Below are 19,410 nucleotides of genomic sequence, written 5' to 3'. Positions count from 1 at the left end.
AACTATACACGAAGACTTTGAAATACTAAAAACCCGATAGACTTTAAAAATCTATCGGGTTTTTTATTTAAACTATTTTTAGAACTACATAATCAAACGTACGCCGCCAAGATCAGAAACTCTATAAGAAAACTTATTTCCAGGCGAACCAATAAACATGAAATTCTTAGGGATTTTCCATTTTTGAGATAATTCATCTATAATTTCTGGGCCAAAAACACCTTGAATTTCAAGATATTCAATATCAATATCATCATAAGCACGATCTAGAACTTCAAGATCTTTTATTAAAGCTTCATTGTTTACAGAATCACTTTTAACATGAACAATTTTCAGCTTTTTGGTGGTTTCGTTGCCTTGAACATATTGCAAGACTTTGTTTAAAATCGCAATATCATCGCCCTTAGTAAAAAAGACAAACTCTTGAGAGTTGATTTGGACACTCATTTTTTGTAAATATCGATTACTTAAAATCACCATTTTTCGTAATGGCTGATAAAAATATTCTAAAGCTTCAATTAAAAGTTTAATAAGTATAACTCGATTCAGCATTATTCCGATAAACAATAATGATGGAACCATATATTTTAGAAAAGTATAGAATGCGTTGATGTTGAGCTCCATATTGCCTATAAAAGCAATAATAACAAAAACTATAGCAGTTACAACAGCTATACCGCGTGCTCGTACAGGTCTTGGAAGTTTACTGCGTTTAAATTTAAGAAGGAGGTTTCCTATTCCAAACAATGCCATTACCGCCAAAAACGAAAATGTATAAACGCCCGCTAAAGATTCTAAATGACCATTTGTAGCAAAAAGAACGGATATGCAAAGAATTAAAAAACTTATCGCAATACGATAATGTGATCCTCTTTTATTCTGTTTTAGAAAATAATTTGGCAGAATCCGATCTAAAGTCATTCGGTTTAAAAGTCCAGAAACACCAACAAATGAAGTTAATACAGCACCACAAAGCACTAAAACTGCATCAATAGAGATTAACCATGCAAGCCAAGAACCACCGGTTGTTTGCCCTAAAAAAGCCAATAACGATTCTTTGTTTTCGCCAACTTGTGCTAACGGAATTACTCCAATAATTAGAATTGCAATAACGGGATTAAAAAAGCTGACAATCGCCCACATATTGCGGAGTGTTTTAGGAAATACTCCTGTTTCCTGCTCTTCGACAAAATTAGCCGAACTTTCAAATCCTGAAATTCCGAGCATTGCAGCTGAAAAACCTAAGAAAAGGGCCGTTTTTAAGTTTCCAAACGCAATAGGAGCCTGCCAATTCAGCTGAAAAACATCTAAACCGTTCATGGCGATATACAAAAGCGACGCTAAAACAAGTAAACTTAAAGTGGTTAAATGGGTTACGAATATAATTACTGCCACAAAAGCAGATTCTCCGATTCCTAAAATGGCAAGAAAAGTAAAAAGAATTAAAACGACAACGGTAGCAATTGTGACATTGATTCCTTCAAAAATTCCGTGTAAATAATGCATTCCTTCTGAAGCAGAAATTACAGCGGTTGCCATATAGGATAAAACGGTAAGCGTTGCGGCCAGCGATGCGAGTTTTTTAGTAGATGTATTTAGTAATACATTGTAAGCGCCTCCATTTAAAGGAATTGCACCAACAACTTCTCCATAAATTTTTCTGAATAAAAATAAAACGGCAGCTACAATCAACAGTGAAATCCATGCATATTGTCCTGCGTATAAAATAGTTAATGCTGATACATACAAGCAGGAAGAACTTATATCGTTTCCGCATATTGCCGTAGCTTGTAATTGATTTAATCTCTTGTGTATAATTTCTTTCATTTTTAATAGAATTGAAAACAATTGACTTAAAAAATAATGAAGGGCAAAGTATTAGAGTTTTGCAAGAGGCGTATAAATGCAGAGAACTACATCAGTTTTGGTACAAAAGAAAAAATTAAGTTAGGAAAATTATTTGGATTCCTCAAATTTATTAAGTGACAGCAAAGCTTGTTGTTGAATTTTTTTCTGAAAAAAACCAGTCCATCCAAGTAAATAACCAGTAAGTCCAAAAGCTTGTTGTGACCATTTCCAAACATCAAAATCGTCAATATGTTTAATAATTAAGCCGTCTTGAAATACGAATTCAGCTCTAATTTTATTGATTACCTTACGATTTGTTTTGCTAAAGTTGTAGGTTGCAACCCATTTTGCAGAACCCGAAAAATCATCTGCTTTTACATCTGAGAATTCAATTTTGATGTTTCCTTTACTTTTAAGCAATAGCATTTTCCACATTTTAGAAACCTGCTCATCTTTCAATAAACCAAATGCAGGATCAATAAAATGTACTTTTGGATGATAGCATTCAGACATTGTTTGAGCATCTGAATTAGCAAATGCGGCATAAAACTTTGTTATTACTGCTTCGTTAGGAGTCATATTAAATTGTAATTAGATTATAAATATAAGATTTATTCTAATAAATTTTATATTTATAAAACACTTATTTCTTTTGCTGTATCGTAACTCTTTTTAGATTTATCGTAAGCCGTTGAGAAATAGTTCATTTTGTTATGCGCTGTAAAATATCCGTTTTCATTGCCAAAAGCATTAGAACCGCCGGTTATAATAAAACGAACAGCGTAAATATCGTTTTTCTTCAGTTTTGCAAATTCAGCTGGAGTAAAATAATAATAGGCAGATATTTTACCGTCTGCAGTTTCCTTCACATTTTTATCTACGCAAGCAATAACATCGGCATTTGCCAGATCAACATATAAACCGCCTGAAATTTTTGCTTTATCATTTGATGGTAAAATTGTAATTTTTAAAACACCGCCTTTGTCTGTTTTTGCAATTTGTATATCAGCTTCTCCTGTAAAAGCATATTTCTCGCAGATAAACGTATACGTTTTTGTTGCAGAAAGAGGAACAGCGCCTTTAATGCTCATAGTTTCTTGAGCATTTAAAATAGTTGAGAATAACAGTAATAAAAACAGGGGCATTTTTAAATTCATAATTTTGCTTTATTGTTCGGTTAATTTTGAGTCAAACTTCTCGTCCCAATCCATTGACTTTATTGCTGAAACTAAATTGTCATTGTTCACAAATACACGAAGCTCTTTATTGGCAACCTTTTTAGTATACAAAGCACGATAACGGTAAATTACTTCTTGCTTGGTTTTATAAACGCCATCTAATTTCAAATCAATAAAACTCCCGTAATATTGTCTAAATCTTGTACACGTTTTAGTCAATCGTTCTTCAGTTGTGTTTTCTCTCACAGACTGTGTCACTTCGGTTTCATTAAAAGGCTTGAATTTTGATGTGTTACAAGTTTCCAATACTCTTTTGCCTAATTCATAAGCTTTTCGTTGCTGCTGTGAATTAATCTCGGCACTTGGAACTTTTTTTATCTTTAAATCTTCAGTATCTCGATTTATCGTTTTCGTTTTACATCCAATTAATAACAACAAACATATAATCAATCCTGCTTTCTTCATAATCATTTAAGTAATTTTTAATAATAAGTTAGGGTCAGGGCAGTTTTCAATATAAAAATTCAAATCATTTGTATTGCATACTCCAGGATAATCGCCCCAGTAATCTCCCAAATTTCGTATAATTTGAAAGTGAACATGAGGAGCATAATCTCCATTTATAGATGAATTTCCTAAAGATGCAATTTGTTCGCCTTTTGTAAAAATCGCCCCAACAGTAAGGTTTTCTATACTTTCTAACGATAAATGTCCGTATAAAGTATAAAATATTTCATTTTCAATTTCGTGCTCTAAAATAATAGTCGGGCCATAATCGCCTAAACCAACATTGTTTTTAAAACTGTGAACTTTTCCATCAAGAGGCGCCAAAACAGAAGTGCCTTCTTTTGTCCATAAATCCAATCCTATATGAATATTTCGTTCTTGAATTGAATCATTTCTAAAAATAGAACTTCGTTTGTACAAAGTGCGTCCTTCAATATATCCACCATAAGCCACTTCAGCATTATTCCTTTTTAAATAATCAGTAATAAAACGTTCAAAATCAGCTGCACTTTCTGGCTTACTTTCAACCAATTCGGTATTTGTTGACGATAAATCAAGTGGAAGATATTTTGAAGAATCAATTACATCATCAATTACTTTAGCAGGCGGCAAGGTTTTTAGAATAGAAATAAGGGTCTTCATGAATATACGATTTTAGAACAATTTCTCAATTATTATTATTTCATTGTGTACTTCTATGCGAGGCAGCATTTTTACCGTAAACGATTCAGTGTTTATTTCGGCTTTGTATTTTCTATTACGAACATTATGTGCTTCATCAAGAATCATTGTGTTAAACAAAATGAAGCCTTTATCTTTTAATAAAAAACAGACTCTCTCACTGAAAAACTTTTCAAACAAAAAGTTAGGCATATTAGTATCCTCAAAAATATCGATTATAATCAAGTCATATTTATCTTTTGTTTTTAAAACAAATTCAAAAGCATCATCTATTATAATTTCAAGCTGCTTAATTTGATTGAGATTAAAATATTCATTAGCAATCTGAATCATGTCTGAATCGATCTCGACACCTGTAATTTTTCCTTTGTATTCTATTTCGTCAACAAGGGTTTTAATTACGCTTCCGCCGGCAACTCCAAGAACCAGAATATTATCCATTTTTAAAACCTTATCATATCCAATATTCCTAAGGCCGTATCTTAATATTCGCTGTAAACTTCCATATGAATAATTTGTATTTTCAGAATCGATTACCAATTCTCCGTTTGTCCAAGTAACTTCGATTATTTTACTTCTTGCTGACTTTTTTTTGAATATATTTATAGGTATAAGATAACTGAACAGTTTTTGAATCATTTTATAATGGTTTTACTCAAAAATACCATTTTAAATCTTTTATTTTGTAGCAAAAATTAAATTTTAATGAAGAAACAATTATACAATTTTATCTTTTGCAAGCTAATGGGCTGGAAAATAACAGGGTTGAAGAACGCTGAAGTAAAAAAATGTATATTGATGGTTATGCCTCATACCAGTAATCACGATTTTTATATTGGGCTTTTTACCCGAGGAATCTCTGGCTTGCAAATGAATTGGGTAGGAAAGAAGGAATTGTTTAGATTTCCTTTTGGATATTACTTTAAGAATGTTGGCGGAGAACCTATTGATCGCACGGGAGGATTAAACAAAGTAGATTCTATTGCTGCTATTTTTGACCGTAAAGAAATCTTTCGTTTGGCTGTTGCTCCAGAAGGAACTCGAAAAGGCGTTACCGAAATTAAAAGCGGTTTTTATTATATCGCACTGAAAGCAAATGTACCTATTGTTCCAGTCGCTTTTGATTGGGGAAAGAAAATAGTTGATCTAGGGAAAGCTTTTTTTCCAACTGGAAATTACGAAGCTGATCTCGAAATCTTAAAACAACACTATAAAGGTGTTTTAGGAAAGATTCCTGAAAACGGAATTCAAATCTAAATTTTCGATATTTTTTTAATTGCGTGAGAATCGCTTAAATCAAAAATAATTTTGAAATTTTTCAAATACGCGAAAATTTCAAATTAAGGTGTGTACACTTTAAAAGTTCCATTTTTATAGAAAAAGACTATTTTTTCTATTTCATCTTCCTCAACATTGAAATTAGAGTTTTTGTCTAACTCTATTTTTTTTGTCTGAGGATTTTCTGCTTTATATTCTATTTGAGAAAATAAATCTTCACCCGCAAAATTATCAGTCGACGAAGCAGGGGAGTTTAAATTTTTATTTTCTACAAAATTATCTGCTTTTGAAATTGCATCTCCATCATCTGATTTTGGAAAATTTCCTTTCCCATTTAAAATCCAGTATAAATCTACATCAGGAAAAACATCCAAAATTTTCATGACAAAATCTAAACTTGGTTTATTTCTTCCAGAGAGCAGGTGAGACATACTTGATCGCTGCACACCAATTTTATCTGCAAATGAAGAAGCATTTAAACCATAATAATCCAGTATACTCTCCAGTCTTTTTACAAAATCATCTATGTTTACCATTGTAAATTACAGTTTGAAATTAACTTGTTTACAAATGTAACTAATTTGCATTGATTTAGCAATTTTACAACTGTAAATACCTAAAGAAACAACTTTATATCAACATAAATACTTTAAATAAACTATCATAATATATTGAAAATAAGTATTTATATCAACAAAATTAACTTTTGTAATTTTCAGTCCAATATTCAACTTAAAAAGACCATAAAGTTTTGAAATATCTGTTTACAATTCTGAATTCTATTTCTTTTCATAAATTTACAATTGTAAAAATAAAGATGTTTACTTTTGTAAACTAATCAAAAGACAATGAATTTAGAAGAATTATTCATCCAAAATAAAGAAGAATCTATTTCAGGACGTTACCTGACATTAGATCATATCAAGCCGCTTTTAGAAAAACTAAACACCAATAATCAAGTTAAAATTATTGGTAAATCTGTTTTAGGAGAACCTATATATAGTTACGAAATAGGAACAGGAAAAACTCGTATTTATTTATGGTCACAAATGCACGGTAACGAAAGTACAACGACCAAAGCACTTTTTGATTTCATAAATGTTCTAAACAACAAATCTGAGTTTGCTGAAAAATTACTTAATACTTTTACATTCTATAGTATTCCAATTCTAAATCCTGACGGAGCACGTCTTTATACACGTGAAAATGCTAATAAAATTGATCTAAATAGAGATTCGCAAAATCTAACACAGCCAGAAAGTAACATATTACGAGAAGTTTTTGAAGCTTTCAAACCGGATTACTGCTTTAACCTGCACGATCAACGTACTATCTTTGGTGTAGCCGATACAGGAAAACCTGCAACAGTCTCTTTTTTAGCACCTTCTTATAATGAAGAGCGCGAAATAAATGATAACAGATTAAAAGCAATCAACCTAATTGCCGGCATTAATGACGAATTACAAAAACACATTCCGGGTCAAATAGGTCGATTTGATGATTCGTTTAATATAAATTGTATTGGTGATACCTTTCAGTTTTTAGGAGTGCCGACTATTTTATTTGAGGCAGGACATTTTGCGGGAGATTATGAACGCGAAACCACTAGAAAGTTCATATTTTTCTCACTTATTCAGAGTTTTAAACTGCTTAGCGAAAACGATTTAGTTTACAATAGAATTAATGATTATTTGAATATTTCACAAAATAAACCTGTTTTTTATGATTTTATGTATAAAAACATCAAAATAAATTATGATGGTATCGAAATTATTACGAATTTTGTCGCACAATACAAAGAAGAATTGATTGAAAATAAGATTCATTTTAATGCCTACATAGTTGAAGCAGGCGATTTGGAAAATTATTTTGGACATTACGAATATGATGGAAATGGTGCTGTTTATTCTGATGACTATAGTGGTTTTCCGAAATTGAATCAAAAAGCAGATTTTTATTTAAATAAAAATATTAAATTTGTTAACGGGTTGATAAAAAGTTAATTTTTATGTGAATTTGTTGTTTTTTATATATATTTTTATACTTTGTAATAGCAATTAGTAATATTAATTAAAGAATTATGAGTAAATTTCGTTTAGATGAAGTAGATCACCAGATTTTAGATATGTTAATAGACAATACGAGAGTTCCGTTTACTGACATTGCAAAAAAATTATTGATATCTGCTGGTACAGTACATGTTAGAGTAAAAAAAATGGAGGATGCAGGAATAATCATGGGATCTTCATTAGCCTTAGATTACGATAAATTAGGGTATTCATTTATTGCTTACGTTGGGGTATTTCTTAATAATACATCTCAAACTAAATTTGTATTAGAGCGAATCAACCAAATTCCGTTCGTAACAGTTGCATCTGTAACGACAGGAAAATTTAATATCTTTTGTAAAATTAGAGCAAAAGATACAAAACATGCAAAAGAAGTTATTTTCATGATCGATGACATTGAAGGTGTTTACAGAACTGAAACTATGATTTCATTAGAAGAAAGTATTAACGACAAGAAGCGTTTGATGCATACTATTTTCAAAAATATGTAAGAATTCCTCTTGAATGCTATATTAAAAATATAACCTCAAGTTTATTCTTGGGGTTTTTTTATGACTAATTAACCAACCAACTACAACACAATTATGTACACGTTGCCAAAAATTGAACGTTTTAATCGAGATGTTCTTTCTAAATATCACATTTACAACAGTGTTTTTATAACATTACCTTTTGATTCTATAGATAATACAGGCGTTTTACTGCCATTATTTACAGAAACTTGCGAAACAGGTTTTAAAAAACAAGAAACACCAAAAGAAATTTTTGATTTCTTTTCAAACAAATTTCTAAATAACGCTTCTGAGACTGAAAAAATCGACTTAATGTTTCGATTTATTCAATATATAGAGCGCCAAATTGTATTGTTTGATGCAATTGAAGATGCTGCTTTTCCAGAAGTAAACAATATGGAAGGAAGAGGTTCTTTGAGAGATATCAAAGAAAAATCGGACGCTAAGGAGAAAGACGACGAATTAATTCAGTTTCTAGAAAATTTCAATGTAAGAACTGTTTTAACAGCGCATCCAACTCAATTTTACCCAGGACCAGTTCTTGGAATTATTAATGATTTGACCGAAGCAATTCGTCAGAATGATTTATTACAGATAAAACAATTGCTGGCTCAGCTTGGTAAAACTCCTTTCATTCAAAACGAAAAGCCAAATCCTTATGACGAAGCTGTAAGTTTGATTTGGTATCTTGAAAATGTATTCTACGCTACATCGGGAGAAATTGTACATTATCTTCAAAAGAACATACTTAACGGAAACGCAATTCAAAATCAATTAATCAAATTAGGATTTTGGCCGGGCGGAGATAGAGATGGAAATCCTTTTGTAACTACCGAAATAACTCTTAAAGTAGCAGAACGTTTGCGTACTTCTATTTTAAAGTGTTATTATGTCGAAATGAGAAATCTTAAACGAAAGTTAACGTTCTCAGGAGTAGATACTTTAGTAGCGGAACTTGAACATAAGCTTTATCGTTCTGTTTTCTATTCAAAAGGTGAAATTTACATTACATTAGATGAACTTTTAAGCCAGTTGAATACAATTAGAAGTATAATTATTGAGAAACATCAATCATTATATCTAGATGAATTGGAAGCTCTTTTAGTAAAAATCAATTTATTCGGATTCCATTTTGCGACATTAGACATTCGCCAGAACAGTAAAATTCATAACATTGTTTTCAAAGATGTTGTCAATTTCTACTTAAACTCTGATTCAAATGTATTTCCAAAAAATTATTTTGAATTATCGGAAAATGAAAAAATTAGTATTTTATCTAAAGTAAAAGGAGATTTAAATCCAAGTGATTTCGAGAATGAAATTACAAGATCTACTTTAGAATCTGTACAGGCGATAAAAACTATTCAAGAAAATAATGGAGAGGAAGGAGCCAATCGTTATATTATCAGCAACAATGAAAGTGCTTTAAATGTAATGGAAACTTTTGCAATGATTCGTTTGAATGATTGGGAAGATCCAACAGTTGATATTATTCCGCTTTTTGAGTCCGTTGATGATTTACAAAATGCACATTCTATTATGGAGCAGTTGTATACTAATCCAGAATACTCTAAACATTTACAAGCTAGAGGAAATAAACAAACTATAATGCTTGGTTTCTCTGATGGAACAAAAGACGGCGGATATTTAATGGCGAACTGGAGTATTTATCAAGCTAAAATTTCACTTACTGAAATCTCTAGAAAATACGGAATTAAAGCCATTTTCTTTGATGGACGCGGCGGGCCTCCAGCTCGTGGTGGTGGAAAAACACATAAATTTTATGCTTCTCTAGGTCCAAAAATTGAAAACAACGAAATTCAAATTACGGTTCAAGGTCAAACCATTAGTTCTAATTTTGGAACTTTAGATTCTTGTCGTTATAATATCGAAAACTTATTAAGTGCGGGTGTTACAAATCAAGTATTTAGTAAAGAAAAGAACGAACTTACTGCTGAAGAAACTCAAATTTTAACTCAATTAGCTGATTTAGGATACGAGAAATATCTAAACTTTAAGAATCATCCAAAGTTTATTCCGTATTTAGAAAAGATGAGTACTTTGAAGTATTACTCTAAAACAAATATTGGAAGCCGTCCGTCAAAAAGAAGTAAATCAGAATCATTAGATTTTGCTGATCTTAGAGCAATTCCATTTGTAGGTTCTTGGAGTCAGTTAAAACAAAACGTACCAGGATTTTTTGGAGTTGGTACCGCTTTGAAACATTTTGAAGACACTAACCAATGGGATAAAGTAAGCGATTTGTATCATAATTCTTTATTCTTTAAAACACTGTTGGAAAATAGCATGATGTCGTTGGCAAAATCATTTTTACCATTGACGGCTTACATGAGAAATGATCCAGAATTTGGTGAGTTTTGGCAGATTATTTACGACGAATTTTCAGAAACAAAACGTATGTTATTGAAAATTGCTGGTCATAAAACCCTTATGGAAAACTATCCTGATGGTATAGCATCGATTCAAATAAGAGAGCGTATCGTATTGCCTTTGTTGACAATACAGCAATATGCTTTATTAAGAATTAATGAATTAAATAAAGATACAGCTAAGAATGAAGAGTTGATTAAAGTTTACGAAAAAATTGTAACTAGATCTCTTTTTGGAAATACAAACGCAAGCAGAAACTCAGCATAAATTAAATTTAGACCTTTAATTTTTATAAAAATGTACAGCAATCAATTAGCAGAAAATGAATATTCAGGACATTTTGGTACGTATATCAAACAAGCTGGTGACGGAAAATTAATAGAGGAATTAGAGATTTCATTACACGAATTTATCCGATTTGTTCAAAATATTCCACTCGATAAATTTGATTACCGATATGCAGAAGGCAAATGGACAATTAAAGATATCATTCAGCATATTATAGATTCTGAACGTGTTTTTGCGTATCGCGCTTTGAGGTTTTCAAGAAATGATAAAACACCTTTATCGAGTTTTGAAGAAAATGATTACGCTGATAACGCAAATTCAAACAACAGAAGTATTCAAGATTTATTGACCGAATTGTCCGCATTAAGACATTCAACTTTATTGTTTTACAAAAGCTTATCTGGAGAGCAGCTTAAAAATATTGGAACAGCTTCAAACAATCAAATTTCTGTTCGCGCTTTGGGTTTTGTAATAATTGGACATCAAAAACATCATCAAAAAGTTTTTGAAGAAAGATATTTGTAAAAGCTTGAAATAATTTTAAATTAAAAACCCTGTGAAGTATTTCACAGGATTTTTTGTTTCACCGTAATCTTGTCATTTCGACTGAAAGGAGAAATCACACTAGGAATTCCACAAAGATTGGCAATTAACTTTGTCGAATTCCTAGTATGATCTTTCCTTCATCAAGATGACAAAATAGACTTGTTATGTTTTCTTTCTAAAAAAGCCAAACCAAATCTTATTTTGTCGTAAGACATTTTCTCTTCGAAATAATCAAAATACGGTTTTAAAGTACTTGGTTTTTCTAATTCTATTTGGGCTTTTTCAATTGTTGCAATTTCGTCTTCAGAAACAAATTGGCTTAAGTCGAAATCTTGACCATCTACATATAGTTTTGCAAGATGCGAAACTATCGTTGTTTTACTTACGCTTCTTCGTTCAGCAATTTCTTCAACCGAAAGTCCGCTTAAAAAAAGTTCTAAAGTTTTAACGTAGGTACTTTCTTTTTTTTCTTTTTTTACTGATTTATTTTTATGAAACTCAATTATTGCATTTATAAAATCTGAACCATATTTTTCGAGCTTAACTTTTCCAACACCATCAACTGCAAGAAAATCATCATCAGTCATCGGTCTTAAAATTTCCATTTGTCTTAAAGCCGCATCACTAAAAATTACATAAGCAGGAACTTCTTCTTCTTGTGCTATTTCATAGCGTAATTTTCTAAGTGTTTCAAAAAGTGAATTTTTGACTGGTTTTGCTTTTGCTTCTTTAATTTCATTTTTGTCGATTACTTTTTTAACAACGGTTGTTAGTTTTACCTTTTCTCCTTCAAATAAAACTTTCTTTGCAAAAGGAGTCAATAAAATCTTATTATGCTGATGAAATGCAATTTCGCAATAGCCAAGATTTATTAACTGAATTAAATATTGATTCCAATCGTACCAAGAAATGTCAGCGCCAATTCCGTACGTTTTTAGCGTTTGATAATTTTTTTCGTAGATATACGCGTTTCTTGAGCCTCTTAAAAAATCTACAATTACTGCCAAAGGTTCTGATTCTTGTAAACGAGTAATAGCCGATAGTGCTTTTTGTGCTAAAACAGTTCCGTCAAAAAATGTTGGAGGATTTTTACATATATCACAATTACCGCAATTTTCGGTTACTAGTTCTCCAAAATAAGAAAGAAGAATTTTTCGTCTACAGCTTACAGCATCTGCATATTGTTTCATTCGTTCTAATTTTGCGAGCTGTACATCAGAGTTTAATCCGTCAGATGCAAATTTCTGAAGTTGTATTACATCTGCATAACTTTCAAAAAGAACTGTTTCAGCTGGAAGCCCATCACGACCGGCGCGACCAATTTCCTGATAATAACCTTCAATATTTTTTGGAAGATTATAATGAATTACCCAGCGAACATTCGATTTATCGATTCCCATTCCAAAGGCAATTGTAGCACAAACCACCGAACAATCATCATTTATAAATTCATCTTGTGTTTTTGCACGAAGCTTATTATCTAAACCTGCATGATACGCTTTTGCCGTAATTCCATTTTTTTGAAGTTTTTCTGCGAGCTCTTCCGTAGTTTTTCGGCTTAAGCAATAAATTATTCCAGATTCATTTGGTTTTCTTTCGACAAAATCAATAATTTGTTTTACTCGATCTAAAGCCGGACGCACTTCTAAACTTAAATTTTTTCGATCAAAAGAAGCAACAAATGTTTTTGGATTTTTAAGATTCAGCTGTTTTGTAATATCAGTTCGCGTTGCTTTATCGGCTGTTGCAGTTAATGCCAAAACTGGAGTAGAAGGGAAGCGGCTTTTTAAATAACCTAAATTAGTATATGCAGGGCGAAAGTCATGACCCCAAGAAGAAATACAATGCGCTTCATCAATCGCTATCAAACTAATTGTCAACTCATTGAAAACCGAATCTAAGTAAGATAAACTTTCTGGCGCAATATAAACCAGTTTAAATGTATTAGATCTTAAGTTTTCTATATAAAACTGCTGTTCTTCACTAGACTGGCTGCTGTTAATATAGCAAGCCGAGATTCCGTTGGTTTTCAAGCTATCAACTTGATCTTTCATTAAAGCAATCAGTGGCGAAATTACTATTGTAATTCCAGGCAAAACTAAAGCCGGTAATTGAAAACAAATCGATTTTCCGCCACCAGTTGGCATAATTGCCAATGTGTCCTGACCAGAAAGTATCGTTGTAATTATCGTTTCTTGGTTAGGTCTGAATTTTTCGAAACCAAAATTCTCTTTTAATTTGGCGTGTAGTAATTCTGAAGTCATATAGTAGATAATTTATGTTTTGCGAATAGTACAAAACAATAAATATAGTAATTTTCTTACATTTAAGATTATTATGAGTAATAAAAAAAAGGAACCCTAAAAGAGTTCCCTTATTTTATTTAAAAAGAAAATGACTAATCTTCATCATCTTCGTCTTCGTCGTCGTCAGCTATATCATCTTTATCTTCATCATCCTCGTCATCGCCGCCATCTGAATCGGGTTTGTCTTGATTATCATCATCTTCGTCATCATCATCGTCATCATTATCAAGATCGATTCCTTTTACCGGCTCGATTGTATCTACATCAAGATCGATATCGTCATCTTCGTCGTAATTTTCGATTCTATCTGCAAGTTTAGTACTAATTTTTACTAAATAAATAGTGTCTTCAGTACGAACTTCAACAGCCTCTACTAATTCGTTTTTAGCGTTTCTAAAACGGATAACATCCGAATCATCATAACCATCAGGAAATTTTTCTACTAAAAGGTTTAAAATTTCATTGGTAAGTTTAGCGTAGTCTACTATAACTCTCTTCATAAAAATATCCTATAAATCTAATAAATATGCAAAAATTAATGGAGCAACAATTGTAGCATCCGACTCAATAATAAATTTTGGAGTTTTAATATCTAATTTACCCCAAGTGATTTTTTCATTTGGAACTGCTCCAGAATATGAACCATAACTTGTTGTAGAATCTGATATTTGACAGAAGTAACTCCAAAATGGAACGTCATGCATTTCCATATCTTGGTAAAGCATTGGTACAACGCAGATAGGGAAATCTCCTGCAATACCACCACCAATTTGGAAAAACCCGATACCGTTTTGGCTGTTTTTTGAGTACCAGTCCGCTAGGAAAGTCATGTACTCAATACCTGATTTCATTGTTGAGGCTTTTAATTCTCCTTTAATAACATATGATGCGAAAATATTTCCCATTGTACTATCTTCCCATCCTGGAACGATAATTGGAAGATTTTTTTCGGCAGCTGCATACATCCAACTGTCTTTTAAGTCAATTTCATAGTATTCTTCAAGAACGCCTGATAATAACATTTTGTACATGAATTCATGTGGAAAATAACGTTCTCCATTATCATCAGCATCTTTCCAGATTTTGTAAATATGCTTTTGCAAACGTCTAAAAGCTTCATGCTCAGGAATACAAGTATCTGTAACACGATTTAAGCCTTTTTCAAGCAAAGCCCATTCGTCTTCTGGTGTCAAATCACGGTAATTAGGAACTCTTTCGTAATGCGAATGAGCTACTAAATTCATAATATCCTCTTCTAGATTGGCTCCAGTACATGAAATAATTTGTACTTTATCTTGTCTAATTATTTCAGCAAAAATTTTACCAATTTCTGCAGTACTCATTGCTCCAGCCATACTTACCAACATCTTAGATCCATTTGCTAATTGTTGCTCGTACTCTTTGGCTGCATCTACTAGTGAAGCAGAATTAAAGTGTAAATAATGTTTTTCAATAAACTGACTGATTGGTCCTTTCATTTGTTTTTGTTTTTTATTTTTTTTTGAATTAAAAGCTTTTAACCTTCTTACGTTGTTATGCAAATTAATAATTTTTTAAGTATGAACTTTTAATTTGCATTCTTTTTTTTTACAATTTTTTCTTATAGCCTAAAATCTTCAATACATCGTCTGAAGTCTGCTGTTCAGAGAAAACCTCTGTAGCCAGTATACCATTTTCATCACGATCAATTAAAATATGTTTAGGCTGTGGAATTAAACAGTGGTGTAAACCTCCGTAACCTCCAATAGTTTCTTGATACGCACCAGTATTAAAGAAACCAATATAAAGCGGTTTTTCTTTGTTGTATTTAGGCAGATAAATCGCGTTCATATTCTGCTCTGAATTGTAATAATCGTCACTATCACAAGTCAAACCACCTAATAAAACCCGTTCGTAAGTATCATTCCAGCGGTTAATTGCCAGCATAATAAAACGTTTGTTTATAGCCCAAGTATCTGGCAAAGTTGTAATGAATGATGAGTCGATCATATTCCATTTTTCTCTATCATTTTGTTGTTTTTGATACAAGATTTGATAGATAGCTCCGCCGCTTTCGCCTACTGTAAATGAACCAAATTCAGTGAAAATGTTTGGTACATCAACTTCGGCTTCATCACAAGCAATTTTAATTTGATTGATAATTTCATCAATCATATATTGATAATCATATTCGAATGCAAGTGAGTTTTTAATAGGGAAACCGCCTCCAATGTTCAAACCATCTAGAGTAGGGCATTCCTTTTTAAGTGCAATGTATACTTTAATACATTTTACAAGCTCATTCCAGTAGTATGATGTATCATTAATTCCGGTATTAATGAAAAAGTGAAGCATTTTAAGCTCTAATTTATCATTTTCCTGAATCTGTTTTTTATAGAATGAAACGATATTTTTATAACCAATTCCTAATCTAGAAGTATAAAACTCAAATTTAGGCTCTTCTTCAGCAGCGATACGAATTCCAATTTTGAATTTTCCTTTGATTTCACCCTGAAGCAAATCAAGTTCTTCATAGTTATCAATAATCGGAATAGTATTTTTATGTCCGTTATTGATTAATCTAGCGATATTAGTAATATACTCGTCTCTTTTAAAACCATTACAAATTACATAAGTACTTTTGTTGATTTTTCCGTTTTCTAATAAGTTCTCAACTATGTTAACATCAAAAGCAGACGATGTTTCAATATGAATATTGTTTTTGAAAGCTTCATTCATGATATATTCAAAATGAGAACTTTTTGTACAATAACAATAGTAATACTTTGCTTCGTATTTATTCTTTTCCATTGATTTTCTGAACCAAGCTTTTGCTTTATTGATGTTTTCAGAAATCTGAGGAAGATAAGTAAACTTTAATGGCGTACCATATTGTTCAACCAATTTCATCAAATCGATATTGTGAAACTGAAGATTGTCTTTGTTTAATTTAAACTCCGCTTGTGGAAAGTAGTATGTTTGATTTATTAGATCAGAATATTTTGTATTCATTTATTTTTCAATATTTTAAGTTGTAATTTTTAAATTTAGGTTACTGTGCTAAATCTAAAATTCAAACTCTAATATTGGCAAATATAATTTGCAGTTTTTCGTGTTCGGCTTTTGAACATTGGAAAACATCAAAACAGAACGGACTTTTACTATTATAAAAACGGTTCAACATTCTTAGTAAAGAACTGTTGAGACGGTTTCTGTAAGAGCTGAATTGTCTTTGTTTATTGTTTGTTTTCATCGTGGCAAATGTAAAAAATAATATATACCTAAAGCAATGCTTTTTATTAAAAAAAGTTTAAGATTTATAATCTTGAAACGCCTCTAGAATCAATTTATTTTCAACGGATTGATTAATTTTTATTTTACCGATTCCTTCAATCAAGGCAAATTGAATTAAACCGTATTCATTTTTTTTGTCGTGAACGAGCAATTCAAGGATCGGATCTATGTCATTTTCTTCTACTTTTACATCATCATAAATGCTCTTAATTGCAGTTTTAATCTCGTTGTATTCAGCTTCAGAAATTAAGTTTTTATGCAAAGAGATATAACTTTCTAGTATCATACCAATCGCAATTGCTTCACCGTGCAATAAAGTAGTTTTGTTTTCACTTTCTAAAAAGTAACTTTCTATCGCATGACCTAAAGTATGACCAAAATTCAATGCTTTACGTATGTTTTTTTCTGTTGGATCCTGAATTACGATTTCATTTTTAATCTCTACAGAACGATAAATCAGTTGATCTAGAGCGTCGTAATCAATCTCTTTTAAGTCTAAAAATTGTTTCCAATATGCTGCATCGTATATTAAGCCGTGTTTTAACATTTCTGCTAAACCAGAACGCATTTCACTTTGCGGCAGAGTTTGAAGATAATCTGTATCGATTAAAACCATTTGCGGTACATTAATAACACCTATTTGGTTTTTTAGATTCCCTAAATCTACTCCCGTTTTTCCTCCAACTGAAGCATCAACCATAGATAATAGAGTGGTTGGAATATTAATAAAATCGACACCTCTTTTAAAAGTCGAAGCTACAAAACCGCCTAAATCTGTAACAACACCACCGCCAAGATTAATTACAAGTGATTTTCTGTCGGCACCAAGTTCAGTAAGTACATTCCAGATTTGAATACAAGTTTCTATATTTTTGTTAGCTTCTCCAGCCTCAAACTCAATAATTTCGATATTAAGATCCGTTTCAATTACCGGTAAAAGCTTAGGCAGACAAAATTCATTTGTTTTATCATCTACAATTATAAAAAGATTAGAATATTTGTTCTCTTTTAAATGTTTATTTAAAGCTTCGTATGCATTTTGGTTAAAATGTACCAGATAATTATTGGCTTGAATAGACTTCATAAGTTCTTAGGTTAATTGAAAGCGCAAAATAAGGCATTTTTAAGCAATAATTATTCAATTTTTGATGCTATTTTGTTTTAAAATCAAGCTTTACGACAGTTCTAAAAGCAGAAAACGGACACTTTTATAAACACATATTTCTTTAAAAGTAATTTTTTACTTAAATAATTTAATATTTCTAAGAATGTTATTAACGATACCGAAAAATTTGCCCCTGTTTAGTAAATAATATTCAAAACACTCTTTATATTTGCATAAAAACTAAACTTAATGGAAAAAATATTCGATAACACACAAGTTGCATTTTCACTTAAAAGTGATACTGAACTTGATAGGGCTTATTTTCTTTTTAAAATGATTGACAGTGAGCCTTTAGTAAGAATTGGAACTGCTGTTACTAATTTTGCAATCAAAGCACATCTTCCTGTTGAAGGATTAATCCGTGCTACTGTTTTTGACCATTTTTGCGGTGGTGTAAACGAAGACGATTGTATTACAGTAGTAGATAAAATGTTTACAAAAGGAGTTTCATCTGTACTAGATTACTCTGTTGAAGGAAAAGAAGAGGAAGAGCAGTTTGATGCTGCTTTACAAATGACCTTAAAAACTATTGAATTTGCAAAAGAACGTTTAGCTATTCCTTTTGCCGTTTTTAAACCAACTGGTTTAGGACGTTTTGAATTATATGAAAAACTAGGAGAAAAACAAACATTGTCTCCTGCAGAGCAAACTGAATGGGATAGAGTAGTAGCTCGTTTTGACCAAGTTTGCAGCGAAGCACATAAAAAAGATGTTGCATTATTAATTGATGGTGAAGAAAGCTGGATGCAAGATGCAGCTGATGATCTAGTAACCGAAATGATGCGCAAATACAATAAAGAGAAAGCAATTGTATTTAACACATTGCAAATGTACCGTTGGGATCGTTTGGACTATTTGAAAAAACTACATGAAATTGCCAAACAAGAGGGCTTTTTTATTGGAATGAAATTGGTTCGCGGTGCTTACATGGAAAAAGAAAACAAGCGTGCAGAAGAAAAAGGTTATGTTTCGCCAATTTGTGTTTCTAAAGAAGCTACAGATGTGAATTATGACAGCGCTGTACATTATATGTTAGATCATTTAGAAACGATGTCAATTTTTGCAGGTACTCATAACGAATTAAGTTCTTATAAACTTATGGAAATGATGACTCAAAGAGGTATTGCAAAAAATGATAACAAAATTTGGTTTGGACAGTTGTACGGAATGAGCGATAATATTAGTTACAACTTAGCCGAAAACGGTTATAATGTTGCTAAATACCTTCCTTTTGGACCTGTAAAAGATGTTATGCCATACTTGATTCGTCGTGCTGAAGAAAATACTTCGGTTGCAGGACAAACAAGCCGTGAATTATCAATGATAAAAGCTGAGCGCAAACGCAGAAAAGGGAAATAATCTTCATTT

Annotated in this window: 18 protein-coding genes; 6 read left to right on the top strand and 12 right to left on the bottom strand. The window is 31.5% G+C overall.

The window, feature by feature from the left end; translation table 11 throughout:
- Nucleotides 1-84: 84 nt before the first annotated feature.
- The 6 genes from BOW57_RS17545 to BOW57_RS17520 form a co-directional block, all read right to left on the bottom strand.
- A complete protein-coding gene (locus BOW57_RS17545; RefSeq protein WP_129056119.1) occupies nucleotides 85-1,827 on the bottom strand; it encodes an APC family permease in 1,743 nt (580 codons plus the stop codon).
- 129 nt (nucleotides 1,828-1,956) lie between these two features.
- Nucleotides 1,957-2,427, bottom strand: a complete 471-nt coding sequence (locus BOW57_RS17540) for a nuclear transport factor 2 family protein (protein WP_129056117.1) — start codon at nucleotides 2,425-2,427, stop codon at nucleotides 1,957-1,959.
- 53 nt (nucleotides 2,428-2,480) lie between these two features.
- Nucleotides 2,481-2,993: a hypothetical protein gene (locus BOW57_RS17535; protein WP_241687468.1), complete on the bottom strand. Its 513-nt coding sequence runs from the start codon at nucleotides 2,991-2,993 to the stop codon at nucleotides 2,481-2,483.
- 21 nt (nucleotides 2,994-3,014) lie between these two features.
- Nucleotides 3,015-3,491, bottom strand: a complete 477-nt coding sequence (locus BOW57_RS17530) for a hypothetical protein (protein WP_129056156.1) — start codon at nucleotides 3,489-3,491, stop codon at nucleotides 3,015-3,017.
- Nucleotides 3,492-3,497: 6 nt separating this feature from the next.
- The gene (locus BOW57_RS17525) at nucleotides 3,498-4,175 is read right to left on the bottom strand and encodes a peptidoglycan DD-metalloendopeptidase family protein (RefSeq protein ID WP_129056113.1); all 678 of its coding nucleotides are present in this window, start codon (nucleotides 4,173-4,175) and stop codon (nucleotides 3,498-3,500) included.
- A gap of 12 nt (nucleotides 4,176-4,187) precedes the next feature.
- Nucleotides 4,188-4,853: a spermidine synthase gene (locus tag BOW57_RS17520; protein ID WP_129056110.1), complete on the bottom strand. Its 666-nt coding sequence runs from the start codon at nucleotides 4,851-4,853 to the stop codon at nucleotides 4,188-4,190.
- Between the two features lie 66 nt (nucleotides 4,854-4,919).
- Between BOW57_RS17520 and BOW57_RS17515 the strand changes: the two genes are divergently transcribed.
- Nucleotides 4,920-5,471, top strand: a complete 552-nt coding sequence (locus BOW57_RS17515; RefSeq protein ID WP_089055701.1) for a 1-acyl-sn-glycerol-3-phosphate acyltransferase — start codon at nucleotides 4,920-4,922, stop codon at nucleotides 5,469-5,471.
- A gap of 83 nt (nucleotides 5,472-5,554) precedes the next feature.
- Here the strand turns inward: BOW57_RS17515 and BOW57_RS17510 are convergent, their stop codons facing one another.
- Nucleotides 5,555-6,028: a helix-turn-helix transcriptional regulator gene (locus BOW57_RS17510; RefSeq protein WP_129056108.1), complete on the bottom strand. Its 474-nt coding sequence runs from the start codon at nucleotides 6,026-6,028 to the stop codon at nucleotides 5,555-5,557.
- Between the two features lie 312 nt (nucleotides 6,029-6,340).
- On the opposite strand from BOW57_RS17510, the gene BOW57_RS17505 reads away from it, so the two are divergent.
- The 4 genes from BOW57_RS17505 to BOW57_RS17490 all read left to right on the top strand — a co-directional run bounded on the left by BOW57_RS17505 (nucleotide 6,341) and on the right by BOW57_RS17490 (nucleotide 11,277).
- Entirely contained in the window at nucleotides 6,341-7,495 is a 1,155-nt protein-coding gene (locus tag BOW57_RS17505; RefSeq protein WP_129056106.1) for a M14 metallopeptidase family protein, read from the top strand.
- Nucleotides 7,496-7,572: 77 nt separating this feature from the next.
- The gene (locus tag BOW57_RS17500; RefSeq protein WP_007805990.1) at nucleotides 7,573-8,052 is read left to right on the top strand and encodes an Lrp/AsnC family transcriptional regulator; all 480 of its coding nucleotides are present in this window, start codon (nucleotides 7,573-7,575) and stop codon (nucleotides 8,050-8,052) included.
- Nucleotides 8,053-8,145: 93 nt separating this feature from the next.
- Complete coding sequence (locus BOW57_RS17495) at nucleotides 8,146-10,731, top strand: phosphoenolpyruvate carboxylase (RefSeq protein ID WP_129056104.1); 2,586 nt, start codon at nucleotides 8,146-8,148, stop codon at nucleotides 10,729-10,731.
- A gap of 30 nt (nucleotides 10,732-10,761) precedes the next feature.
- A complete protein-coding gene (locus BOW57_RS17490) occupies nucleotides 10,762-11,277 on the top strand; it encodes a DinB family protein (protein ID WP_129056102.1) in 516 nt (171 codons plus the stop codon).
- Nucleotides 11,278-11,438: 161 nt separating this feature from the next.
- Here BOW57_RS17490 and recQ read toward each other — a convergent pair whose 3' ends face one another.
- The 5 genes from recQ to aroB all read right to left on the bottom strand — a co-directional run bounded on the left by recQ (nucleotide 11,439) and on the right by aroB (nucleotide 17,961).
- Nucleotides 11,439-13,562: a DNA helicase RecQ gene (gene recQ, locus BOW57_RS17485; protein ID WP_129056100.1), complete on the bottom strand. Its 2,124-nt coding sequence runs from the start codon at nucleotides 13,560-13,562 to the stop codon at nucleotides 11,439-11,441.
- A 134-nt stretch (nucleotides 13,563-13,696) separates the two neighbouring features.
- Nucleotides 13,697-14,104 carry a DNA primase gene (locus tag BOW57_RS17480; RefSeq protein ID WP_089055695.1) on the bottom strand — a complete coding sequence of 136 codons (408 nt, stop codon included), beginning with the start codon at nucleotides 14,102-14,104 and terminating at the stop codon, nucleotides 13,697-13,699.
- Nucleotides 14,105-14,113: 9 nt separating this feature from the next.
- Nucleotides 14,114-15,082: a deoxyhypusine synthase family protein gene (locus tag BOW57_RS17475; protein ID WP_089055694.1), complete on the bottom strand. Its 969-nt coding sequence runs from the start codon at nucleotides 15,080-15,082 to the stop codon at nucleotides 14,114-14,116.
- Nucleotides 15,083-15,191: 109 nt separating this feature from the next.
- Complete coding sequence (locus tag BOW57_RS17470; RefSeq protein ID WP_089055693.1) at nucleotides 15,192-16,595, bottom strand: arginine decarboxylase; 1,404 nt, start codon at nucleotides 16,593-16,595, stop codon at nucleotides 15,192-15,194.
- Between the two features lie 298 nt (nucleotides 16,596-16,893).
- On the bottom strand, nucleotides 16,894-17,961 hold the full coding sequence (gene aroB / locus BOW57_RS17465) for a 3-dehydroquinate synthase (RefSeq protein WP_129025955.1): 1,068 nt from the start codon (nucleotides 17,959-17,961) through the stop codon (nucleotides 16,894-16,896).
- A 270-nt stretch (nucleotides 17,962-18,231) separates the two neighbouring features.
- On the opposite strand from aroB, the gene BOW57_RS17460 reads away from it, so the two are divergent.
- Nucleotides 18,232-19,401: a proline dehydrogenase family protein gene (locus BOW57_RS17460; protein WP_129056098.1), complete on the top strand. Its 1,170-nt coding sequence runs from the start codon at nucleotides 18,232-18,234 to the stop codon at nucleotides 19,399-19,401.
- Nucleotides 19,402-19,410 lie beyond the last annotated feature (9 nt).

Origin of the sequence: Flavobacterium sp. YO64 (assembly GCF_004119505.1) — a bacterium.
Lineage (GTDB): Bacteria > Bacteroidota > Bacteroidia > Flavobacteriales > Flavobacteriaceae > Flavobacterium > Flavobacterium oncorhynchi.
The sequence above is the reverse complement of the archived record's forward strand: the minus strand, read 5'-3'. Positions and strand labels throughout refer to the sequence as shown.